This window comes from Azorhizobium caulinodans ORS 571 (assembly GCF_000010525.1).
Lineage (GTDB): Bacteria > Pseudomonadota > Alphaproteobacteria > Rhizobiales > Xanthobacteraceae > Azorhizobium > Azorhizobium caulinodans.
The window spans coordinates 1,909,972-1,932,009 of sequence record NC_009937.1; the positions used below are offsets into that span (position 1 = coordinate 1,909,972).

Annotated in this window: 21 protein-coding genes and 1 pseudogene; 21 read left to right on the forward strand and 1 reads right to left on the reverse strand. The window is 66.0% G+C overall.

Features of this window, described 5'->3' with window-relative positions; all coding sequences use genetic code 11:
* Positions 1-29 precede the first annotated feature (29 nt).
* From AZC_RS08660 to AZC_RS08760, 21 genes and pseudogenes are all read left to right on the forward strand, one after another.
* Entirely contained in the window at positions 30-665 is a 636-nt protein-coding gene (locus tag AZC_RS08660) for an NADH-quinone oxidoreductase subunit C (protein WP_012170197.1), read from the forward strand.
* 11 nt (positions 666-676) lie between these two features.
* Positions 677-1,885 (forward strand): NADH-quinone oxidoreductase subunit D, encoded by a 1,209-nt coding sequence (locus tag AZC_RS08665; RefSeq protein ID WP_012170198.1) that lies wholly within the window; start codon positions 677-679, stop codon positions 1,883-1,885.
* Entirely contained in the window at positions 1,882-2,238 is a 357-nt protein-coding gene (locus AZC_RS08670; RefSeq protein WP_043879113.1) for a hypothetical protein, read from the forward strand. The genes AZC_RS08665 and AZC_RS08670 overlap by 4 nt, the downstream gene beginning before the upstream one ends.
* Positions 2,238-2,903, forward strand: a pseudogene (gene nuoE, locus AZC_RS08675) (NADH-quinone oxidoreductase subunit NuoE); the annotation flags it as partial. The gene AZC_RS08670 and the pseudogene nuoE, both read left to right, overlap by 1 nt.
* Positions 2,904-2,915: 12 nt before the next feature.
* Positions 2,916-4,217, forward strand: coding sequence for an NADH-quinone oxidoreductase subunit NuoF (nuoF, locus tag AZC_RS08680; protein ID WP_012170200.1), 1,302 nt, complete (start codon positions 2,916-2,918; stop codon positions 4,215-4,217).
* A gap of 5 nt (positions 4,218-4,222) precedes the next feature.
* Positions 4,223-4,600 carry a pentapeptide repeat-containing protein gene (locus tag AZC_RS08685; protein ID WP_012170201.1) on the forward strand — a complete coding sequence of 126 codons (378 nt, stop codon included), beginning with the start codon at positions 4,223-4,225 and terminating at the stop codon, positions 4,598-4,600.
* Entirely contained in the window at positions 4,600-6,675 is a 2,076-nt protein-coding gene (nuoG, locus tag AZC_RS08690; RefSeq protein ID WP_012170202.1) for an NADH-quinone oxidoreductase subunit NuoG, read from the forward strand. Before AZC_RS08685 ends, nuoG begins: the two co-directional genes overlap by 1 nt.
* An 81-nt stretch (positions 6,676-6,756) precedes the next feature.
* On the forward strand, positions 6,757-7,776 hold the full coding sequence (gene nuoH, locus AZC_RS08695; RefSeq protein WP_012170203.1) for an NADH-quinone oxidoreductase subunit NuoH: 1,020 nt from the start codon (positions 6,757-6,759) through the stop codon (positions 7,774-7,776).
* Between the two features lie 61 nt (positions 7,777-7,837).
* Positions 7,838-8,326 (forward strand): NADH-quinone oxidoreductase subunit NuoI, encoded by a 489-nt coding sequence (gene nuoI / locus AZC_RS08700; RefSeq protein ID WP_012170204.1) that lies wholly within the window; start codon positions 7,838-7,840, stop codon positions 8,324-8,326.
* Between the two features lie 239 nt (positions 8,327-8,565).
* On the forward strand, positions 8,566-9,174 hold the full coding sequence (locus AZC_RS08705) for an NADH-quinone oxidoreductase subunit J (protein ID WP_012170205.1): 609 nt from the start codon (positions 8,566-8,568) through the stop codon (positions 9,172-9,174).
* A 13-nt stretch (positions 9,175-9,187) separates the two neighbouring features.
* Positions 9,188-9,496 carry an NADH-quinone oxidoreductase subunit NuoK gene (gene nuoK, locus AZC_RS08710; protein ID WP_012170206.1) on the forward strand — a complete coding sequence of 103 codons (309 nt, stop codon included), beginning with the start codon at positions 9,188-9,190 and terminating at the stop codon, positions 9,494-9,496.
* 4 nt (positions 9,497-9,500) lie between these two features.
* Entirely contained in the window at positions 9,501-11,426 is a 1,926-nt protein-coding gene (gene nuoL / locus AZC_RS08715; protein WP_012170207.1) for an NADH-quinone oxidoreductase subunit L, read from the forward strand.
* 2 nt (positions 11,427-11,428) lie between these two features.
* On the forward strand, positions 11,429-12,943 hold the full coding sequence (locus AZC_RS08720) for an NADH-quinone oxidoreductase subunit M (protein ID WP_012170208.1): 1,515 nt from the start codon (positions 11,429-11,431) through the stop codon (positions 12,941-12,943).
* Between the two features lie 15 nt (positions 12,944-12,958).
* Positions 12,959-14,389, forward strand: a complete 1,431-nt coding sequence (nuoN, locus tag AZC_RS08725; protein WP_012170209.1) for an NADH-quinone oxidoreductase subunit NuoN — start codon at positions 12,959-12,961, stop codon at positions 14,387-14,389.
* Between the two features lie 200 nt (positions 14,390-14,589).
* Complete coding sequence (locus tag AZC_RS08730; protein WP_012170210.1) at positions 14,590-15,159, forward strand: biotin--[acetyl-CoA-carboxylase] ligase; 570 nt, start codon at positions 14,590-14,592, stop codon at positions 15,157-15,159.
* 8 nt (positions 15,160-15,167) lie between these two features.
* Positions 15,168-16,835, forward strand: a complete 1,668-nt coding sequence (locus AZC_RS08735; protein ID WP_012170211.1) for a ribonuclease J — start codon at positions 15,168-15,170, stop codon at positions 16,833-16,835.
* Positions 16,836-16,892: 57 nt separating this feature from the next.
* On the forward strand, positions 16,893-17,297 hold the full coding sequence (gene mce, locus AZC_RS08740) for a methylmalonyl-CoA epimerase (RefSeq protein ID WP_012170212.1): 405 nt from the start codon (positions 16,893-16,895) through the stop codon (positions 17,295-17,297).
* 12 nt (positions 17,298-17,309) lie between these two features.
* A complete protein-coding gene (locus tag AZC_RS08745; RefSeq protein WP_012170213.1) occupies positions 17,310-17,585 on the forward strand; it encodes a DUF1467 family protein in 276 nt (91 codons plus the stop codon).
* A 635-nt stretch (positions 17,586-18,220) separates the two neighbouring features.
* Positions 18,221-19,543, forward strand: coding sequence for a proline--tRNA ligase (proS, locus tag AZC_RS08750; protein WP_012170214.1), 1,323 nt, complete (start codon positions 18,221-18,223; stop codon positions 19,541-19,543).
* Positions 19,544-19,557: 14 nt separating this feature from the next.
* Positions 19,558-20,862 (forward strand): lipoprotein-releasing ABC transporter permease subunit, encoded by a 1,305-nt coding sequence (locus tag AZC_RS08755; protein WP_197531789.1) that lies wholly within the window; start codon positions 19,558-19,560, stop codon positions 20,860-20,862.
* Entirely contained in the window at positions 20,859-21,557 is a 699-nt protein-coding gene (locus AZC_RS08760; RefSeq protein WP_012170216.1) for an ABC transporter ATP-binding protein, read from the forward strand. Before AZC_RS08755 ends, AZC_RS08760 begins: the two co-directional genes overlap by 4 nt.
* A 12-nt stretch (positions 21,558-21,569) precedes the next feature.
* On the opposite strand, the gene AZC_RS08765 is transcribed toward AZC_RS08760, so the two are convergent.
* Positions 21,570-22,004 (reverse strand): EamA family transporter, encoded by a 435-nt coding sequence (locus AZC_RS08765; RefSeq protein WP_012170217.1) that lies wholly within the window; start codon positions 22,002-22,004, stop codon positions 21,570-21,572.
* Between the last annotated feature and the right edge of the window lie 34 nt (positions 22,005-22,038).

A 22,038-nucleotide genomic window follows, 5' to 3' on the forward strand; every position in this document is an offset into this window, starting at 1 on the left:
CGGCCGCATCGGGCGACAGGAACTGGCGCATGGACGAGACCCTGAAGGATCTGGCGGCTCACGTGACGGGCGCACTGCCCGGCGCGGTGGTGGCCCACAAGATCGCCTATGGCGAGCTGACGCTCGAAACGACGCCGGACCACATCCTCAAGCTGGCGACGTTCCTGCGTGACGATCCGTCCTGCCTGTTCACCTGCATCGTGGATGTCTGCGGCGCCGACTATCCGGCCCGCGAGCAGCGTTTCGAGGTGGTCTACCACCTGCTCTCCCTGAAGCAGAACGCCCGCGTGCGGGTGAAACTGTCGGCGGGCGAGGAGACGCTGGTGCCGTCCGTGACCGGCATCTGGCCGGGTGCGAACTGGTTCGAGCGCGAGGCCTACGACCTCTATGGCATCCTGTTCACGGGCCACCCGGAACTGCGCCGCCTGCTCACCGACTACGGCTTCGACGGCCACCCGCTGCGCAAGGACTTCCCGCTCACCGGCTTCGTCGAGGTGCGCTATGACGACGAGCTGAAGCGCGTCGTCTATGAGCCCGTGCGGCTCGCGCAGGAATTCCGCAACTTCGATTTCCTCTCGCCCTGGGAAGGTGTGGAATACATCCTGCCCGGCGACGAGAAGGCGTCATCCCAGCCCGGCGCGCCTGCCGCGCCCAAGGCGAGCTGAAGGAGCGCGCCATGGCCCATACCCTGGACAGCCAGCAGCCGGCGGTGCCGGTCCGCAATTTCCAGATCAACTTCGGTCCCCAGCATCCGGCCGCCCACGGCGTGCTGCGCATGGTGCTGGAGCTGAACGGCGAGGTGGTGGAACGCGTCGATCCGCATATCGGCCTGCTGCATCGCGGCACCGAGAAGCTGATCGAGGCCAAGACCTATCTCCAGGCCGTGCCCTATTTCGACCGGCTCGACTATTGCGCGCCGATGAATCAGGAGCACGCCTTCTGCCTTGCGGTGGAGCGCCTTGCGGGCATCGAGGTGCCCAAGCGCGGCCAGCTTATCCGCGTGCTCTATTCCGAGATCGGGCGCCTGCTCTCGCACCTTCTCAACGTGACCACGTTCGCCATGGACGTGGGCGCGCTGACCCCGCCGCTGTGGGGCTTCGAGGCCCGCGAAAAGCTCATGATGTTCTATGAGCGCGCCTCGGGCAGCCGCATGCATGCGGCCTATTTCCGGCCGGGCGGCGTGCACCAGGATCTGCCGCAGAAGCTGGTCGAGGACATCGGCGAGTTCTGCCGCACCTTCCCGAGCCTGCTCGACGACCTCGACGCGCTCGTGACCGGCAACCGTATCTTCAAGCAGCGCACCGTCGACATCGGCGTCGTGACGCTGGAGGACGCGCTGGCGTGGGGCTTCTCGGGCGTCATGGTGCGCGGCTCCGGCGCGCCGTGGGACCTGCGCCGCGCGCAGCCCTACGAGTGCTATTCGGAGCTCGACTTCGACATTCCGATCGGCAAGCACGGCGACTGCTACGACCGCTATGTGGTCCGCATGGAAGAGATGCGGCAGTCCAACAAGATCATGCTTCAGTGCGTGGACCGCCTCCTGAAGGAGGCCGGCCCCGTCGCCTCGACGGACCGCAAGGTCTCTCCCCCCAAGCGTGGCGAGATGAAGCGCTCCATGGAAGCGCTTATTCATCACTTCAAGCTATACACCGAAGGCTTCCACGTGCCGGAAGGGGAAGTCTATGCGGCGGTGGAAGCGCCGAAGGGGGAATTCGGCGTTTATCTGGTCGGCGACGGCACCAACAAGCCGTACCGCTGCAAGATCCGCGCTCCCGGCTTCGCGCACCTTCAGTCCATGGACTTCCTGTGTCGCGGGCACATGCTCGCCGACGTCTCGGCGGTGCTTGGCTCCCTCGACATCGTGTTCGGGGAGGTGGATCGGTGAAGGCTTTCGCGCTCGGCATTCTCGCGCTGGCGGCGTCCGCCGGCTTCGCGTCGGCGGCGGACTATCCGACGAAGGCGCCCATGAGCATCGAGATCGTGGCGCCCGCAGCGCCCGCGCAGCCGCCGGTTGCGGTGGTCTCCCAGAAGCTCACCGTCTATGCGCTGCTGAATGATGGCTGGCAGCCGGTGGATGCGGCCCTCGTCCCGACGTCCGGCGTGCCGGGCACCAACGGGATGCTGGCGCACACCGATGCGCAGGTGCTGAAGCTCTACAAGAACGGCGTCACCGTCTATTGCGCGATCGCGCAGGCGGGCGGTGCCTATAACAACTGTCACGTAGCCGGAACGCGCTGATGTCCGTCCGTCGTCTCGCTGCCGAGCAGCCCGCCAGCTTCGCCTTCTCTCCGGAGAACGAGGCCTGGGCCGATCGCCAGATCGCCAAGTATCCCGAAGGCCGGCAGGCCAGCGCCGTGATCCCGCTCCTGTGGAAGGCGCAGGAGCAGTTCGGCGGCTGGCTCCCCGAGCCCGCGATCCGGGTCGTCGCCGACAAGCTCGGCATGGCCTATATCCGCGTGCTCGAGATCGCCACCTTCTACACGATGTTCAACCTTGAGCCCGTGGGCCGCCACTTCGTGCAGCTCTGCGGCACGACGCCCTGCGCCCTGCGCGGCGCCGACAAGCTCAAGGAAGTGTGCCATCGCAAGATCGGCCCCGAGCGGCACGTGACGGAAGACGGTGCGCTGTCCTGGCTCGAGGTGGAATGCCTCGGCGCCTGCGCCAACGCGCCGATGGTCCAGGTGAACTACGACTATTTCGAGGACCTCACCCCCGAGAGCCTCGAGAAGCTGCTGGATGATCTCCAGGCAGGGCGCCCGGTGAAGACCGGCTCCCAGACCGGCCGTCAGGCCTCGGCGCCCGAGGGTGGCCGCACGTCCCTGACGGATCCCTCGCTCTACAACCGCAAGCCGGCCGAGCCGGCGGCGGCCGCCGACGCGCCGAAGACCGGCGCCGGCGATGCGGAGGCTTGAGCCATGCTTCAGGACAAGGACCGCATCTTCACGAACATCTACGGCTACGAGGACAGTGGCCTCAAGGGTGCTCTGAAGCGCGGCAACTGGGACGGCACCAAGGGCATCCTGGAGAAGGGCCGCGACTGGATCATCAATGAGATGAAGGCGTCGGGCCTGCGCGGCCGGGGCGGCGCCGGCTTCTCCACGGGCATGAAGTGGTCCTTCATGCCCAAGCAGTCCGACGGGCGCCCGCACTATCTCGTGGTCAATGCCGACGAGTCCGAGCCGGGCACCTGCAAGGACCGCGAGATCATGCGCAATGATCCGCACACCCTCATCGAGGGATGCCTGATCGCGTCCTTCGCCATGGGGGCTCACGCCGCCTACATCTATGTGCGCGGCGAGTATGTGCGGGAGCGCGAGCGTCTGGAGGCCGCCATCGACGAGGCCTATGACGCGGGCCTCATCGGCAAGAACAACATCCACGGTTATCCCTTCGACCTCTATGTGCACCATGGTGCCGGCGCCTACATCTGCGGCGAGGAAACGGCGCTGCTGGAGAGCCTTGAGGGCAAGAAGGGCATGCCGCGGCTGAAGCCGCCGTTCCCGGCCAACATGGGCCTCTACGGCTGCCCGACGACGGTGAACAACGTCGAGTCCATCGCGGTGGCGCCGGAAATCCTGCGTCGCGGTGCCTCCTGGTTCTCGTCCATCGGCCGGGCGAACAACGTCGGCACGAAGCTGTTCGGCATCCTCGGCCATGTGAACACGCCCTGCGTCGTGGAGGATGCCATGAGCATCACCTTCCGCGAGCTGGTGGAGAAGCACGGCGGCGGCATCCGGGGCGGCTGGGACAACCTGCTCGCCATCATCCCCGGCGGCGCCTCCTGCCCGGTGGTTCCGGCGGCGGCCTGCGAGGATCTGATCCTCGACTTCGACGGCCTGCGCGCGGTGAAGTCCTCCTTCGGCACCGCCGGCGTGCTGGTGATGGACAAGTCGACGGACATCGTGCGCGCCATCGCCCGCATCTCCTACTTCTTCAAGCATGAGAGCTGCGGCCAGTGCACGCCGTGCCGCGAGGGCACGGGCTGGATGTGGCGCGTGCTGAACCGCATGGCCGAGGGTCGCGCCCAGAAGCGCGAGATCGACCAGTTGCTGGAAGTGACGACCCAGATCGAGGGTCACACCATCTGCGCGCTCGGCGATGCCGCCGCGTGGCCGGTGCAGGGCCTCATCCGAAACTTCCGCCACGAGATCGAGAAGCGGATCGACCAGTATGCGGCGAACCCGCATCCCGATCCGGTGCCGGTCGCGGCGGAGTAGGGGACATGAGGATCGAGCAGGAGAAGCATCGTCTCGCGGTCACCCGCAGCGACTTGTCCGGTTCGGTCTTCAACGACGTGAACCTGTCCGGTTCGACATTCAATGACGTGAACCTCGCCGGTCTGGTGGTGGAGAATGTCAATCTGTCGGGCGGCAAGTATCGCGATCTGAATTTTTCCGGATGTGTCTTCGACGACGCCAACATGGCCGGACTTTCCGCCCGGAAGGTCAATCTGGCCGGACTGCGGATCGAGGATGCCAATCTGGCGGGAGCGACCATCGTGGGCAGCCGTCTCGACGGCATGACCATCGACGGCGTTGCGGTGACGGATCTCTTGGCTGCGTGGAACGCGGCTCAAGCGGGCGGTAAGGCGGACGAATAATGAGCAAGATCATCGTCGACGGGACAGAGGTTGACGTCCCCGCCGAGTACACGCTGCTCCAGGCGTGTGAGGTGGCGGGCGTGGAGATTCCGCGCTTCTGCTTCCATGAACGCCTGTCCATCGCCGGCAACTGCCGCATGTGCCTCGTCGAGGTGAAGGGCGGCCCGCCCAAGCCCACCGCCTCCTGCGCCATGGCGGTGAAGGATCTGCGCCCCGGCCCGAACGGCGAGCCCCCGGTCGTGCTCACCAAGAGCCCGATGGTGAAGAAGGCCCGCGAAGGGGTGATGGAGTTCCTCCTCATCAACCACCCCCTCGACTGCCCCATCTGCGACCAGGGCGGCGAGTGCGACCTTCAGGACCAGGCCATGGCCTATGGCGTGGATAGTTCTCGCTTCGCCGAGAACAAGCGCGCCGTGGAAGACAAGTACATCGGCCCGCTGGTGCGCACCTCCATGAACCGGTGCATCCACTGCACCCGCTGCGTGCGCTTCTCGACCGAAGTCGCTGGCGTGCCGGACCTCGGCGCCATCGGCCGCGGCGAGGACATGGAGATCACCACCTATCTCGAGCACGCCATGCGCTCTGAGATGCAGGGCAATGTGGCGGACCTCTGCCCGGTGGGCGCGTTGACCCACAAGCCCTACGCCTTCCACGCCCGGCCGTGGGAACTGGCGAAGACCGAGTCCATCGACGTGATGGATGCGGTCGGCTCCAACATCCGCATCGACACCCGTGGCCGTGAGGTCATGCGCATCCTCCCCCGCGTCCATGAGGGCGTGAACGAGGAGTGGATCTCCGACAAGACCCGCTACGTGTGGGATGGCCTGAAGACCCAGCGCCTCGATCGGCCCTACGTGCGCCAGAACGGCCGCCTCGTGCCGGCCAGCTGGAGCCAGGCCTTCGATGCCATCGCCGCCAAGGTGAAGGCGACCCCGGCGGCCCGTCTCGGCGCCATCGCCGGCGACCTCGCCACGACGGAAGAGCTGTTCGCTTTGAAGCAGCTCATGGGCAAGCTGGGAACGGCCAACGTCGACGCGCGCCAGGATGGCGCCGCCCTCGATCCGGCGCTCGGCCGCGCGTCCTACGTCTTCAATCCCGCCATCGTCGGGATCGAGGAAGCGGATGCCATCCTGCTGGTGGGCACCGATCCCCGCCACGAGGCCTCCGTCCTCAACGCCCGCATCCGCAAGCGCTGGCGCCAGGGCGGCCTCAAGGTCGCGCTCATCGGCGAGCGGGTCGATCTGACCTATCCCTATGAGTATCTCGGCGCCGGCCCGGACACGCTCGCGGACCTCACCGGCGGCGGCACCTTTGCCGACGTTCTGAAGGGCGCGCAGCGTCCGCTGGTGATCGTTGGGCAGGGCGCCATCGCCCGCGCCGACGGCGCCGCCATCCTGTCGCTGGCCGCACGCCTCGCGGTGTCTGTGGGCGCGGTGAAGGACGGCTGGAACGGCTTTGCGGTGCTGCACACGGCGGCGAGCCGCGTCGGCGCGCTCGACATCGGCTTCGTGCCGGGGCAGGGCGGTCTCACCGCCAAGGCCATGGCCGAGGGCGGCGTGGACACGCTGTTCCTGCTCGGTGCGGATGAGATCGAGGTCGCTCCCGGCGCCTTCGTCGTCTACATCGGCACCCATGGCGACAAGGGCGCGCACCGCGCCGACGTCATCCTGCCCGGTGCCGCTTATTCCGAGAAGTCCGGCCTCTATGTGAACACGGAAGGCCGTCCGCAGTTCGCCAACCGCGCGGCCTTCCCGCCCGGTGAGGCGCGCGAGGACTGGGCCGTGCTCCGCGCCCTCTCCGAAGTGCTCGGCCAGAAGCTGCCCTACGACACGCTGTTCGCTTTGCGCGCGGCGCTGGTGTCGGCTCATCCGCACCTCGGCCGCCTCGACGAGATCGAGCCGACGGATGTCTCGGTGGTGGCCAAGGTGGCCGGCCTCGGCGGCACGCCGGACAAGGCTCCGTTCGCGCTGGCCGTGCGCGACTTCTATCTGACCAATCCCATCGCGCGGTCTTCCGCCGTGATGGCCGAATGCTCCGCGCTCCGCCTCGGCGGAACCGCCGTGGCGGCGGAGTGAGTGATGCGCGCGCAGGATCAATCTGACCGCGGGTGCCGGGCGACTGCCCGCACCGGCCGGAACTGAGGGCGAGTAGAACCCATGAGTTGGCAGGACACCCTGATCCACGTGCTCATCATCCTGGCCCAGAGTCTTGGGCTGCTGGTGGGCCTGCTCATCGTCATCGCCTATCTGCTGCTGGCCGATCGCAAGATCTGGGCGGCGGTGCAGCTGCGTCGCGGTCCGAACGTGGTCGGGCCGCTCGGCCTGTTCCAGTCCTTCGCCGACCTCATCAAGTTCGTGCTGAAGGAGCCGGTGATCCCGTCCGGCGCCAACAAGGTGGCCTTCCTCCTCGCCCCGCTCATCACCTGCGTGCTGGCGCTCGCCGCCTGGGTGGTGGTGCCGCTGGCCGATGGCTGGGTGGTGGCTGACCTCAACCTCGGCACGCTCTACATCTTCGCCATCTCGTCGCTCGGCGTGTACGGCATCATCATGGGCGGCTGGGCTTCGAACTCGAAGTATCCCTTCCTCGCCGCGCTCCGTTCGGCGGCGCAGATGGTGTCCTACGAAGTCTCCATCGGCTTCGTCATCGTCACCGTCCTGATGTGCGCCGGCTCGCTCGACCTCTCCAAGGTGGTCCATGCGCAGGACTCCCGCCTCGGCATCTTCGGCTGGTACTGGCTGCCGCTGCTGCCCATGTTCGTCATCTTCTTCATCTCGGCGCTGGCCGAGACGAACCGCCCCCCCTTCGACCTCGTGGAAGCGGAGTCGGAGCTCGTGGCGGGCTTCATGACCGAGTACGGCTCGACGCCCTACCTGCTGTTCATGCTGGGTGAGTACGTCGCCATCGTCACCATGTGCGCGCTCGCCTCCGTGCTGTTCCTCGGCGGCTGGCTCTCGCCCATTCCGTTCGCCCCCTTCACCTGGGTTCCGGGCATCGTCTGGTTCCTGCTGAAGGTGTGCTTCATGTTCTTCATGTTCGCCATGGCGAAGGCGATGGTGCCGCGCTATCGCTACGACCAGCTCATGCGTCTCGGCTGGAAGGTGTTCCTGCCGATCTCCCTCGGCATGGTCGTGCTGGTGGCGAGCTTCCTCCACTTCACGGGGCTCGCGCCGCAATGAGCGCCCCCGTCACCCTGAACGTCCGCATGTCTGGCCGCTTGATCGCGGCAGGAGAGAGGCCATGAAACTCGACCAGGCCGCGCGCGCCCTCTTTCTGACGGAGCTCGTCTCCGGCTTCTTCCTCGCCATGCGCTACTTCTTCAAGCCCAAGGCGACGATCAACTATCCGTTCGAGAAGAACCCCATCTCGCCGCGCTTCCGGGGCGAGCATGCGCTGCGCCGCTATCCCAACGGGGAAGAGCGCTGCATCGCGTGCAAGCTGTGCGAGGCCATCTGCCCGGCGCAGGCCATCACCATCGAGGCCGGTCCGCGCCGCAATGACGGCACCCGCCGCACGACCCGTTACGACATCGACATGGTGAAGTGCATCTATTGCGGCTTCTGCCAGGAAGCCTGCCCGGTGGATGCCATCGTCGAGGGGCCGAACTTCGAGTTCGCCACCGAGACCCGTGAAGAGCTGTATTACGACAAGGAAAAGCTGCTGGCGAACGGCGACCGGTGGGAGCGCGAGATCGCGCGCGCCATCGCCGCCGACGCGCCCTACCGCTGAGCGGCAAGGTCAAGGCAGGGCAGGGCGCTTCGGCGCCTTGAGCTGAGCACCGCGCCCGATGGCGCGACAGGACGAGCGGCGCGCCGACGGCGCGTCATTGGAAAACCGACAGGGGCCGGCGTTCTGCCGGCACCCGGACAGTGGACTTGGGCGATGGGTACGGGCTATCGACGGGCCGGCCAGCGGATGCGGCTGGAAAAGATCGACGCCAGCGCGTCGCGGAGAGGGGAGCTCGGCGCATGAGTTTCGCGGCAGCGTTTTTCTATCTCTTCGCCTGCATACTGGTGGGATCCGCCTTCATGGTGATCTCCTCCCGTAACCCGGTGTATTCGGTCCTGTTCCTCATCCTCGCCTTCGTGAATGCGGCGGGGCTGTTCATCCTGCTCGGCGTGGAGTTCCTCGCCCTCATCCTCGTCGTCGTTTATGTCGGCGCGGTGGCGGTGCTCTTCCTCTTCGTCGTCATGATGCTGGACGTGGACTTCGTCGAGCTGCGCCAGGGCTTCCTGCAGTATCTGCCGGTGGGCGCCATCGTCGGCCTGATCTTCCTCGCCGAGCTGGTGCTGGTGGTCGGCACCTGGGCCGCGGGACCGGGCGTCACGGTCGCCACAAACGCCGTGATGACCTATCCGCGGGGCAACACCCACGCGCTGGGGCAGGTGCTCTACACGGACTACATCTACTTCTTCCAGATCGCCGGCTTCGTGCTTCTGGTGGCCATGATCGGCGCGATCGTGCTGACGCTGCGCCACAAGCCGAACGTCAAGCGGCAGAACATCTCCGCCCAGGTTGCCCGCACCCCCGAGACCGCGATGGAAGTGGTCAAGGTGAAGCCGGGCCAGGGCATCTGAGGAGCGGGGCACAATGGAAATCGGTCTGTCCCATTACCTGACGGTGGCGGCGATCCTCTTCACCATGGGGACGCTGGGCATCTTCCTCAACCGGAAGAACGTCATCGTCATCCTGATGTCGGTCGAGCTCATCCTGCTCGCGGTGAACATCAACCTGGTCGCTTTCTCGGCCTTCCAGGGCAATCTCGTCGGCCAGGTCTTCGCGCTCCTGGTGCTGACCGTCGCGGCCGCCGAGGCGGCCATCGGCCTCGCCATCCTCGTGGTGTTCTTCCGCAACCGCGGATCGATCGCCGTCGAGGACATCAATGCCATGAAGGGCTGAGGGCATGTATCAGGCCATCGTCTTCCTGCCGCTCATCGGCTTCCTGATCGCCGGTCTTTTCGGCCGCGTTCTGGGTCCGCGCCCGTCGGAACTCATCACCACGGCGCTGCTGTTCATCGCCTGCCTGTTCGCCTGGATCACCTTCATCAAGGTCGGCTTCGCGGGCTTCGACACCCGCGTGCAGGTGATGCACTGGATCTATGTGGGCGACCTCAAGATCGACTGGGCGCTGCGCATCGACACCATGACCGCGATCATGCTGATCGTCGTCACCTCCGTGTCCTCGCTGGTTCACCTCTATTCCATCGGCTACATGCACGAGGATCCGAGCCGGCCGCGCTTCTTCGCCTATCTCTCGCTCTTCACCTTCGCCATGCTGATGCTGGTGACGGCCGACAACCTCGTCCAGCTGTTCTTCGGCTGGGAAGGCGTGGGCCTCGCCTCCTACCTGCTCATCGGCTTCTGGTTCGAGAAGCCCTCGGCGAACGCGGCGGCCATGAAGGCCTTCGTGGTCAACCGCGTGGGTGACTTCGGCTTCATGCTCGGCATCTTCGCCGTGTTCGTGATGACCGGCTCGGTGAGCTTCGACACCATCTTCGCCCAGGCCCCGAGCCTGGCCGGCAAGACGATCACCTTCCTCGGCCACCATTGGGATGCGCCGACGGTGATCGCCCTGCTGCTGTTCATCGGCGCCATGGGCAAGTCGGCCCAGTTCCTGCTGCATACCTGGCTCCCGGACGCCATGGAAGGCCCGACCCCGGTCTCGGCCCTCATCCATGCCGCGACCATGGTGACCGCCGGCGTGTTCATGGTGGCGCGCATGTCGCCCATCTTCGAGCTGTCGCCGTCCGCTCTCGACGTGGTGACAATCGTGGGCGCCACCACGGCCATGTTCGCGGCGACCGTCGCGCTGGTGCAGAACGACATCAAGAAGGTCATCGCCTACTCGACCTGCTCGCAGCTCGGCTACATGTTCGTGGCCATGGGCGCGGGCGCCTATTCGGTCGGCGTGTTCCACCTCTTCACGCACGCCTTCTTCAAGGCGCTGCTGTTCCTCGGGGCCGGCTCGGTCATCCACGCGATGCACCACGAGCAGGACATGCGCCACATGGGCGGGCTCTATAAGAAGATCCCCTTCACCTATGGCGCCATGATGATCGGGACGCTGGCCATCACCGGCTTCCCCTTCCTCGCCGGCTACTACTCCAAGGACGCCATCATCGAGGCGGCCTATGCCAGCCACTCGCACTTCCGGGTCTATGCCTACTGGATGACGGTGCTGGCGGCGGCGCTCACCTCCTTCTACTCGTGGCGCCTCGTGTTCCTGACCTTCCACGGTCATCCGCACGACCACCACCATTACGACCACGCGCACGAGAGCCCGCTGGTGATGACCATCCCGCTCGCCGTGCTCAGCGTCGGCGCGGTGATCGCGGGATTCGTCTGCTACAACCTCTTCGTCGGCCACGACGTGGAGCACTTCTTCCGCAGCTCCATCTTCATGGGTCCGGACAACCACATCCTCCACGCCATGCATGAGGTGCCCGGCTGGGCCGCCTACATGCCCACCGTGATGATGGTGCTGGGCTTCGTGGTGGCCTACTGGTTCTACATGGTGGACCGCCGGGTGCCGGCCGCCCTCGCCAAGAGCCAGGACGCGCTGTACCAGTTCCTGCTGAACAAGTGGTACATCGACGAGCTGTACAACTTCCTGTTCGTGCGTCCGGCGCTCTGCCTCGGCCGCATCCTCTGGAAGAAGGGTGACGGCGCCATCATCGACGGCCTCGGCCCGAACGGCATCTCCGCCCGCGTGCTGGATGTCACCGGACAGCTGGTCCGGCTGCAGACCGGCTACCTCTACCACTATGCGTTCGTGATGCTGGTCGGCGTTGCCGCCATCATCACCTGGTTCATGTTCGCCGGAGTGTGACGATGTCCAACTGGCCGATCCTCTCCGTCGTCACCTTCCTGCCGCTGGTGGGTGCGCTGTTCATCTTCGTCGTGCGCGGCGAGGATGAGGTCGCGGCGCGCAACGCCCGCTGGGTGGCGCTGTGGACCACGCTCGTCACCTTCGTGGTGTCGCTCTTCCTGCTGCCGGGCTTTGATCCGGCGGCGCCCGGCTTCCAGTTCGTGGAGAAGAAGCCCTGGCTCGGCGGCATCGCCGCCTATCACATGGGCGTCGACGGCATCTCGCTGTCGCTGGTGATCCTGTCGACCTTCCTCATGCCTTTCTGCATCCTGGCCTCCTGGGACAGCGTGAAGAAGCGCGTGAAGGAGTACATGATCTGCTTCCTGGTGCTCGAGACCCTGATGGTCGGCACCTTCTGCGCCCTCGACCTCGTCCTCTTCTACTTCTTCTTCGAGGCGGCCCTCATCCCGATGTTCCTCATCATCGGTGTGTGGGGCGGCGCGCGGCGCATCTACGCCTCGTTCAAGTTCTTCCTCTACACGCTGCTCGGCTCCGTGCTCATGATGCTCGCCATCATGGCCATGTACTGGAAAGCCGGTACCACCGACGTGCCCACCCTGATGCAGTACGGCTTCCCGGCCGGCATGCAGACCTGGCTGTGGCTCGCCTTCTTCGCCTCCTTCGCGGTGAAGATGCCCATGTGGCCGGTGCACACCTGGCTGCCCGACGCGCACGTGGAGGCGCCGACCGCCGGCTCCGTGATCCTGGCGGGCGTGCTGCTGAAGATGGGCGGCTACGGCTTCATCCGCTTCTCGCTGCCCATGTTCCCGGATGCGTCGCACCTCTTCGCGCCGCTGGTCTACACGCTCTCCGTGGTGGCCATCATCTACACCTCGCTGGTGGCGATGGTGCAGGAGGACATCAAGAAGCTCATCGCCTACTCGTCCATCGCCCACATGGGCTTCGTGACGATGGGCCTGTTCTCGATGAACGAGGCGGGCCTCCAGGGCGCCATGTTCCTGATGATCTCGCACGGCTTCGTGTCGGGTGCGCTCTTCCTCTGCGTCGGCGTGATCTATGACCGGATGCACACCCGCGAGATCGCGGCCTATGGGGGCCTCGTGAAGCGCATGCCGCTCTATGCGGTCGCCATGATGGTCTTCACCATGGCCAACGTCGGCCTGCCGGGCACCTCCGGTTTCGTCGGCGAATTCCTCACCATGCTCTCCGCCTTCCAGCGCAATACCTGGGTCGCCTTCTTCGCCGCCACCGGCGTGATCCTGTCGGCCGCCTATGCGCTGTGGCTCTACTGGCGGGTCATCTTCGGCCCGCTGGAGAAGGAGAACCTGATGAAGCTCAAGGATCTCAATGCCCGCGAAATCGGCATCATGATCCCGCTCATCGCGCTCACCATCATCTTCGGCTTCTGGCCGGCGCCCGTGCTGGACATGACGTCCCACGCGGTGAACTTCGTCGTCGCCCGTACCGAGACTGCCGCGAGCGTCGCCAAGACCGCCGCGCTGCTGCTCGGCCACTGATCCAGAGGTCGTCCGATGTCCTCCCTCCTGCCGCCTCTCGGCGCGGTCCTCCCGGAACTGCTCCTCGCGCTCTCCGCCGTGGTGCTGGTGCTGATCGGCGCCATCCAGGGTGAAAAGTCGGCCAATCTGGTGAACGGCCTCGCCATCGCGGCGCTGGTGGCCGCCGGGGTGCTCGTGATGCTCCAGCCGGCGGTGACCATCGCCGGCTTCAACGGTTCCATGCTGGTCGATCCCTTCGCCCGCTTCATGAAGGTGGTGGCGCTGCTCGGTGCGGCGGTCTCCCTCATCATGTCGGTGGACTGGCTGAACCGCGCCCAGCAGGCGAAGTTCGAATATGCCGTCCTGGTCGTCCTTGCCTCGCTCGGCATCTGCATCCTGATCTCGGCCGGCGACCTCATCGCCCTCTATCTCGGCCTCGAGCTGATGAGCCTTTCGCTCTATGTGGTCGCCGCCATCAACCGCGACAGCGTGCGCTCCACGGAGGCGGGCCTGAAGTATTTCGTGCTGGGCGCCCTGTCCTCCGGCATGTTGCTCTACGGCGCCTCGCTCATCTACGGCTTCACCGGCACGGTGAACTTCGCCGGCATTGCCAAGGTCGCCACCGCCCCGACCACGGGCCTCGTGTTCGGCATCGTCTTCCTGTTCGCCGGCCTGTGCTTCAAGGTCTCGGCCGTGCCGTTCCACATGTGGACACCGGACGTGTACGAAGGCGCGCCCACCCCGGTCACCGCCTTCTTCGCCACCGCCCCGAAGGTTGCCGCCATGGCCGTTTTCGTCCGCGTGGCCGTCGAGGCGCTGCCGCACGTGACGCACTCCTGGCAGCAGATCGTCACCTTCGTCTCCATCGCCTCCATGGCGCTCGGCGCGTTCGCCGCCATCGGCCAGCGCAACATCAAGCGCCTTCTCGCCTATTCCTCCATCGGCCACATGGGCTTCGCGCTCGTGGGTTTGGCGGCGGGCACGGAGCAGGGCGTGACCGGCGTGCTGCTCTACATGGCCATCTATGTGGTGATGACGCTCGGCTCCTTCACCTGCGTGCTGGCTATGCGCCGCGACGGCCGCTCGGTGGAGACCATCGAGGATCTCGCCGGCCTGGCCCGCACCAAGCCGCTCATGGCGCTCGCGCTCGCCGCGCTCATGTTCTCGCTGGCGGGCATTCCGCCGCTGGCTGGATTCGTTGCAAAGTACTATGTGTTTCTGGCGGCGATCCAGGCGGGGCTGTATGGTCTGGCCGTGATCGGTGTGGTGGCGTCGGTGGTCGGCGCCTACTACTATCTCCGTGTGGTCAAGATCATGTACTTTGACGAACCGGCCGAGGCGTTCGACGGCATGCCCGGCGAACTGAAGGCGGTGCTGGCCGTGTCCGGCCTGTTCACCACCTTCTTCTTCCTCGCCCCGACTCCTCTTATTGCGGCTGCGGGCGCTGCGGCGCGCGCGCTTTTCTGAACGATGGCGGAACAAAGGTTTCAAAGCTCGACCATCCCCATCATCCGCTTCACGGAGATCGGTTCGACCAATGCGGAGGGTCTGGCGCGCCTGAGCCGGGGCGAGGCCATGCCCGCCTGGCTGGTCGCGGACATCCAGACCGCGGGACGGGGGCGGCGCGGCCCTGGACCAGCGAACTGGGCAACCTCTTCGCGACCCTCGTGCTCCCCAATCCTGCGCCGGTGGCCAACCTGGCGCAGCTCTGTTTTGTGGCCGGGCTCGCCCTACGCGACGCCGTGGTGGCAGCCGCGCCCCTGATCTCCATCGACGGCCTGCGGCTCAAGTGGCCCAACGACCTGATGCTGGATGGCGGCAAGCTCGCCGGCATCCTGGTCGAGGGGGCCAATGACCGCTACGGCCGGCCGGCCGCGGTCATCGGCTTCGGCGTCAACTGCCTGCACCATCCCGAGGGCCTGCCCTATCGGGCGACCAGCCTGGAGGAAGCGGGGGCGCCCACGGCGCCCGACCGGCTGCTGGAAGCGCTCGATCTTGCCATGACCGTCCGCCTCAACCAGTGGAACGGCGGCAACGGCTTTGCTTCCATCCGCACCGAATGGATGCGCTACGCCCTCGCCATCGGCGACACCATCACGGTGAAGATCGGCGAGCGGGAAGTGACCGGCCGGTTCGAGAGTATCGATAATCGCGGCGCGATGATGTTGCGCCGCCGGGATGGCATCGCCGAAATCGTTACGGCGGGCGAGGTCTCCCTCACACCGAAAGTGGATTGAACCATCTGATGGCTGACAACAACGAGCTCGTCTTCGCGCCTCTCGGGGGGGTGGGCGAGATCGGCATGAATCTCGGCCTCTACGGGATCGGACCGCGCAAGCAGCGCCAGTGGCTCATCGTCGATCTCGGCATGAGCTTCGCGGGCGAGGAGGCGCCGGGCGTCGATCTCGTCATGCCTGACATCCGTTTCCTGGAGAGCGTCAAGGATCGCATTGCCGGTCTCGTGCTGACCCATGGACACGAGGACCATGTGGGCGCCATGCTGGACCTGTGGCCCCGCATCGGCTGCCCGGTCTATACGACCCGCTTCACCGCCGCTTTGCTGGACGCCAAGCGCCTGCAGGAGCCCGGCGCGCCGAAGATCCCGATCGAGGTGGTCCGCTCCGGCGGTCGGGCCCAGATCGGTCCCTTCGAGGTGGAGTTCGTGCCTGTCGCGCACTCCATCCCCGACAGCCACGCCCTCGCCATCCGCACCGCCGCCGGCCTCGTGCTGCACACCGGCGACTGGAAGCTCGACCCGACCCCCGTGGTGGGCCATGTGACGGACATTGCCCGCCTCCAGGCCCTCGGCGACGAGGGCGTGCGGGCGATGATCTGCGATTCCACCAACGCCATCCGCGACGGCGTCTCGCCATCCGAGGCGGACGTGGCGGCGACGCTGCGGGACGTGGTCGCCAAGGCGAAGTATCGCGTCGCCTTCACCACCTTCTCCTCCAACGTCGCCCGCGTGCGCGCCATCGCGGAAGCCGCCTATGCCAATGACCGCGAGGTGGTGGTGGTGGGCCGCGCCATGGAGCGCGTCATCGGGGTTGCCCGCGAGCAGGGCATGCTGGACGGCCTGCCGGCCTTCCGGGGTGCCGATGCCTTCGGCTTCCTGCCCCGCGACAAGGTGGTGGCCATCCTCACCGGCAGCCAGGGCGAGCCGCGCGCCGCGCTGAGCCGCATCGCCACCGACGACCATCCGGAGATCGCCCTGTCCCATGGCGACCTCGTGGTCTTCTCCTCACGCACCATTCCCGGCAACGAGAAGGTGGTGAACACGGTCATCAACGGCCTCGTGAAGCGGGGCATCAAGGTGATGACCGACAAGGACGGCCTCGTCCACGTCTCCGGCCATCCGCGGCGCGGCGAACTGGAGCAGATGTACAAGTGGGTGCGCCCGCAGGTTTCCGTGCCGGTGCATGGCGAGCCGCTGCATCTGACCGAGCATGCCGCGCTCGCCAAGGCGCTCGGCGTTCCGGAGGTGGTCTCCTGCGCCGACGGCCATGTGATCCGCCTCGCGCCCGGCCATGCCGAACGGGTGGAGGACGTGCCTTACGGGCGCCTCTACAAGGACGGCCGCCTGCTGATCCCCGACAGCGCTCGTACGATTCCCGAGCGCCGGCGCCTCGCTTATGTGGGCATCGTCTCGGTGGCGCTCGCCGTGGACAATCGCGGCAACCTCGTGGGCGATCCCTCGGTGGAGATCACCGGCATTCCCGAGCGGGGGGAGGGGGGCATCGATTTCCTCGACCTCATCCTCGATACGGTGGTGACCACCGCCGAGGGCCTGCCCAAGGCGCGGCGTCGCGATCCCGATGCCATGTCCGATTCCATCGAGCGGGCCGTGCGCGGGGCGGTCAATGGCGCGTGGGGCAAAAAGCCGGTTTGCCACGTCCATATCGTCGAGGTTTGATAGGCCCCATAATGCGCGTGCGCCGTGCGGGCGCCGCCACTGTGGGGAGACATGGGCATGATCGGACGCCTCAATCACGTGGCCATCGCGGTCAAGGACATCGCGGCGGCCTCGGCCCTCTATCGTGACACGATGGGGGCCGATGTCTCGGAGGCGGTGCCGCAGACCGAGCATGGCGTGACGACCGTCTTCATCCATCTGCCCAACACCAAGATCGAGCTGCTGGAGCCGCTGGGTGCGGATTCGCCCATCGCCAAGTTCCTGGAGCGCAATCCGGACGGCGGCATCCACCACATCTGCTATGAGGTGGACGATATCCTCGCCGCCCGCGACCGGCTGAAGGCCACGGGCGCGCGGGTGCTGGGCACCGGGGAGCCGAAGATCGGTGCCCACGGCAAGCCGGTGCTGTTCCTGCATCCCAAGGACTTCAACGGCACGCTGGTCGAGCTGGAACAAGCCTGAGGAGCGCCGGCGGTGAACATCGGCGCCATTCTCGCCATCTATTTCGTCGCCTGGTGGATCTGCCTGTTCGCGGTGCTGCCGTTCGGCGTGCGCAACCATGTGGAGGCGGGGTCCGCGCCCAAGCCGGGCACCGACCCCGGCGCGCCGGTGCGCCCGCTGCTGCTGCCGAAGATGGCGGCCACCAGCGTGATCGCGCTGATCGTCACTGCGGGCATCGTCTATCTCGCCACCAGCGGTGTGATCCGTCTGGAGGATCTGCCCATGCCCTTCGACAACAAGGGCTATTGAGTCGGGCTTCGCGCTTTGACGTGGGCGGGCGAGAGCCTCTTGGGAGGGCTTCTTGGCATCGCCTCCAGAAGCGGGAGCAACAGCCGCCTTGATATTGGTCAGTTAGCCTGACCTACACTTTGCAATTCTGCGCAAAAAGAAAGGGCGAGACCGTATGTCTCGCCCTTTTGAAATTTGCACCTGTTTTCGGAAGATCGCGAGTGCCGTCGCGTCTTCCATGATGCTGCCGTTCCGAAATCGATTGCGCTCAAGGCGGCCATCGGTCGGCGTTTGATTTTATTAGTGATTCCTCCCGAGACCCGGACCCTCATCCTGTGCCTTGCGGCACCGGAACGGTCCCCTTTCTTGTGGCGATGTGAAACTAGAACAAGAATCGTGCGCTTGTCATCCTTGCGGCGCAATAGTTTATGTGCTGCGCCGCAACACGATGACGCAGTGTCACGTCTGATCTTGAACAGGGCGTGCGTTTTGCTTGCATGCCATCGATCCTGCCGGGGCACCGTTTTGCGGCCTCGCGATCACCGCAATCGGCCCGCAAGAGAGCGACCGGCCGTCTCGGGCTTGTGTTTTGCGGGGCCTTCCGCTTTCTGTCACCGGCACGTTTCTTTCAAACGCCAAACCCTCAGAGTCTGCCGATGCGCCTGTCCCGCTACTTCCTGCCCATTCTCCGCGAGGTTCCGAAGGAAGCGGACATCGTCTCGCACCGCCTCATGCTGCGCGCCGGCATGATCCGGCAGGAGAGCGCCGGCATCTATGCCTGGCTGCCGCTGGGCCTGCGCGTGCTGAACAAGATCTGCAACATCATCCGCGAGGAGCAGAATCGGACCGGCGCGGTCGAACTGCTGATGCCCACCATCCAGTCCGCGGACCTGTGGCGCGAGAGCGGCCGCTATGACGACTATGGCAAGGAGATGCTGCGCATCAAGGACCGGCACGAGCGCGACATGCTGTTCGGGCCGACCAACGAGGAGATGATCACCGAGATCGTCCGCGGCTCCATCAAGTCCTACAAGAGCCTGCCGCTGAACCTCTACCACATCCAGTGGAAGTTCCGGGACGAGGTGCGCCCGCGCTTCGGCGTCTACCGCTCGCGTGAATTCCTGATGAAGGACGCCTATTCCTTCGATCTGGACGCGGAGGGCGCCAAGCACTCCTACAACAAGATGTTCGTCGCCTATCTGCGCACCTTCGCGCGCATGGGCCTCAAAGCCATCCCCATGGTGGCCGACACCGGCCCCATCGGCGGCAACCTCTCGCACGAATTCATCATTCTCGCCTCCACCGGCGAGAGCGAGGTGTTCTGCCATGGCGACTATCTGGAGATGGCGCCCCCGCCCGCGGACGTGAATTTCGATGACGCGGCGGCCATCCAGCAGGTGGTGAACGACTGGACCACCCTCTATGCCGCCACCGAGGAGAAGCACGACGCCGCCACCTTCGCGGCGATTCCCGCGGAGCGCCAGATGGCGGCGCGGGGTATCGAAGTCGGTCACATCTTCTATTTCGGCACCAAGTACAGCGCGCCCTTCAACGCCAAGGTGCTGGGGCCGGACGGCGCCGAGCATCTCATCCACATGGGCTCCTACGGCATCGGCCCGTCCCGTCTCGTGGCCGCCATGATCGAGGCGTCCCATGACGACGCGGGAATCATCTGGCCCGACGCGGTCGCGCCGTTCCAGGTGGGCATCCTCAATCTGAAGGTGGGCGACAGCGCCGTGGATGCGGCCTGCGCCGATCTTTACGCGAAACTAACCGCTGCTGGCGTCGACGTACTGTACGACGACACGGACGAGCGGGCCGGCTCGAAGTTCGCGACCGCGGACCTGATCGGCCTGCCCTGGCAGATCCTGGTGGGGCCGAAGAGCCTCGCCGACGGCAAGGTGGAACTGAAGCGGCGTGTGGACGGCTCGCGCGAGCTGGTCACGCCCGCCGAGGCATTCGAGAGGCTCAAGGGATGACGGGACGGCAGCGCATGGCCGCAGCCAAGGGTTCGCGGGCCGCCCCGCCGGACGCCGAACCCATGGGCACACGGCCATTCGCTGCCTTCGAATGGATGCTCTCCCTGCGTTACCTCCGGGCGCGGCGCAAGGAGGGCTTCATCTCGGTCATCGCCGGCTTTTCCTTCGTGGGCATCGTGCTGGGCGTCGCCACGCTCATCATCGTCATGGCAGTGATGAACGGCTTCCGGCAGGAACTGCTGGGCAAGATCCTCGGCCTCAACGGCCACATGCTCGTGCAGCCGCTGGAGAATGCGCTCACCGACTATACGGCGGTCGCGGACCGTATCTCCAAGCTCAACGGCATCAAGCTGGCGGTGCCGGTGGTGGAGGGGCAGGCGCTCGCCTCCTCGCCCTACAATGCCTCCGGCGTTCTGGTGCGCGGCCTTGCCGAGAAGGACCTCCGGTCCATGCCCTCGGTCGCGAACAACATCCGCCAGGGCACGCTGGACGGCTTCGATCAGGGGCAGGGGCTCGCCATCGGCAAGCGCCTCGCCGACCAGCTCTCGCTGAGGGCGGGTGACAACATCACGCTGGTGGCCCCGCGTGGCTCGGTGACACCGATGGGCACCTCACCCCGCATCAAGGTCTACAAGATCGCGGCGGTGTTCGAGATCGGCATGTCGGAATATGACAGCGCCTTCGTCTTCATGCCGCTGCCCGAGGCGCAGGCCTATTTCAACCGCAATGGCGATGTGAACGCCATCGAGGTCTATATCGCCAATCCCGACGATGTGGGTGAACTGCGTGGCGCTGTGCAGGCGGCGGCGCAGCGGCCGGTCTATATCGTCGACTGGCGGCAACGGAACGCCACCTTCTTCAACGCGCTCCAGGTGGAGCGGAACGTGATGTTCCTCATCCTCACGCTCATCGTGCTGGTGGCGGCGCTGAACATCATCTCCGGCCTCATCATGCTGGTGAAGGACAAGGGCCACGACATCGCCGTGTTGCGCACCATGGGCGCGACGCAGGGCGCGATCATGCGCATCTTCCTCATCACCGGCGCCAGCATCGGCGTGGTCGGCACGCTGGTGGGCGTGTTGCTGGGCGTGGTGGTGTGCCTCAATATCGAGGAGATCCGTCAGTTCATCTCCTGGATGACGCGCACCGAATTGTTCTCGCCGGAGCTTTATTACCTCAGCCGCCTGCCGGCGCAGATGGACATGCGCGAGACGCTCTCCGTCGTCTTCATGGCGCTAACCCTCTCGCTGCTCGCGACCCTCTATCCCTCCTGGCGGGCGGCCCGGCTCGATCCGGTGGAAGCCCTGAGATACGAATGATGCCCGAGCCCGACTTTCCGCCGGCCCTGGCCCTCGTCAATGTCGCCCGCCGCTACAAGGAGGGGGAGGGCGCCATCGAGGTGCTGCGCGACGCCAATCTGGTGGTGGAGCCCGGCCAGTCGGTGGCGCTGGTGGCACCTTCCGGCACCGGCAAGTCCACCCTGCTCCATCTCGCCGGCCTTCTGGAGCATCCGGACGAGGGCGAGGTCTATGTGGACGGCGCCCCCACCTCCGGCCTGCCGGACAAGGAGCGCACGCGGCTGCGCCGCATCCATGTGGGTTTCGTCTATCAGTTCCACCACCTCCTGCCCGAACTGACGGCGCTGGAGAATGTGATGATGCCCCAGATGATCCGCGGCCTCTCGAAGAAGGAGGCCTCGGTGCGGGCCGCCGATCTGCTCGACTATCTCGGCCTCGGCAAGCGCCTCAACCATCGCCCGTCCGAACTGTCGGGCGGCGAGCAGCAGCGCGTCGCCATCGCCCGCGCGCTCGCCAATGCCCCGCGCCTCGTGCTGGCGGACGAGCCCACCGGCAATCTCGACCCCAAGACGTCGGACCATGTGTTCGGGGCGCTCGCGGAGCTGGTGCACGCCACCGGCGTCGCCGCCATCATCGCGACCCACAATCTGGATCTCGCCGACCGCATGGACCGCCGCGTCACCCTGCGGGACGGGCAGGTGGTGGAACTGGCCTGAGGATTTCAGGCCTCAGCGCATCGCCACCAGCACGGTGCCGGCGGCGATGAAGGCGACGCCCAGCCAGTTCTGCCAGTTCAGCTTCTCGCCCAGAAACAGCACGCCGAACACCGCCACCAGCACGACGCTCAGCTTGTCGATGGGCGCGACGCGGCTCGCGTCGGCGAGTTGCAGGGCCCGATAATAGCAGAGCCACGACGCCCCCGTGGCGAGGCCCGACAGCACGAGGAAGACCCAGGTCTGCCGCGAGATGGCATCGAACGGCTGCCACGCGCCCTTCGCCTGCACGATGGCGGCGATCAGCACCAGAATGACGATGGTGCGGATGAAGGTGGCAAGGTCCGAGGAAATCCCCGCCACGCCGATCTTGCCGAAGATGGCGGTGAGCGCCGCGAATGCTGCCGAGCCGAGCGCCCACAGTTGCCAAGCCTGAATGACGGACTTCATGGGCGCCTCCGCGATTCGGATCGTGGGGTGATCC

Bases quoted from the DNA above. Each gene is read 5' to 3' on its own strand.
- nuoF (WP_012170200.1), top strand. From the start codon at position 2,916: ATGCTTCAGGACAAGGACCGCATCTTCACGAACATCTACGGCTACGAG.
- AZC_RS08755 (WP_197531789.1), top strand. From the start codon at position 19,558: ATGGCCGCAGCCAAGGGTTCGCGGGCCGCCCCGCCGGACGCCGAACCC.
- AZC_RS08735 (WP_012170211.1), top strand. From the start codon at position 15,168: ATGGCTGACAACAACGAGCTCGTCTTCGCGCCTCTCGGGGGGGTGGGC.
- AZC_RS08720 (WP_012170208.1), top strand. From the start codon at position 11,429: ATGTCCAACTGGCCGATCCTCTCCGTCGTCACCTTCCTGCCGCTGGTG.
- nuoK (WP_012170206.1), top strand. From the start codon at position 9,188: ATGGAAATCGGTCTGTCCCATTACCTGACGGTGGCGGCGATCCTCTTC.
- AZC_RS08685 (WP_012170201.1), top strand. From the start codon at position 4,223: ATGAGGATCGAGCAGGAGAAGCATCGTCTCGCGGTCACCCGCAGCGAC.
- mce (WP_012170212.1), top strand. From the start codon at position 16,893: ATGATCGGACGCCTCAATCACGTGGCCATCGCGGTCAAGGACATCGCG.
- AZC_RS08705 (WP_012170205.1), top strand. From the start codon at position 8,566: ATGAGTTTCGCGGCAGCGTTTTTCTATCTCTTCGCCTGCATACTGGTG.
- nuoL (WP_012170207.1), top strand. From the start codon at position 9,501: ATGTATCAGGCCATCGTCTTCCTGCCGCTCATCGGCTTCCTGATCGCC.
- AZC_RS08760 (WP_012170216.1), top strand. From the start codon at position 20,859: ATGATGCCCGAGCCCGACTTTCCGCCGGCCCTGGCCCTCGTCAATGTC.
- AZC_RS08660 (WP_012170197.1), top strand. From the start codon at position 30: ATGGACGAGACCCTGAAGGATCTGGCGGCTCACGTGACGGGCGCACTG.
- AZC_RS08765 (WP_012170217.1), bottom strand. From the start codon at position 22,004: ATGAAGTCCGTCATTCAGGCTTGGCAACTGTGGGCGCTCGGCTCGGCA.
- nuoH (WP_012170203.1), top strand. From the start codon at position 6,757: ATGAGTTGGCAGGACACCCTGATCCACGTGCTCATCATCCTGGCCCAG.
- AZC_RS08665 (WP_012170198.1), top strand. From the start codon at position 677: ATGGCCCATACCCTGGACAGCCAGCAGCCGGCGGTGCCGGTCCGCAAT.
- nuoN (WP_012170209.1), top strand. From the start codon at position 12,959: ATGTCCTCCCTCCTGCCGCCTCTCGGCGCGGTCCTCCCGGAACTGCTC.
- nuoG (WP_012170202.1), top strand. From the start codon at position 4,600: ATGAGCAAGATCATCGTCGACGGGACAGAGGTTGACGTCCCCGCCGAG.
- nuoI (WP_012170204.1), top strand. From the start codon at position 7,838: ATGAAACTCGACCAGGCCGCGCGCGCCCTCTTTCTGACGGAGCTCGTC.
- proS (WP_012170214.1), top strand. From the start codon at position 18,221: ATGCGCCTGTCCCGCTACTTCCTGCCCATTCTCCGCGAGGTTCCGAAG.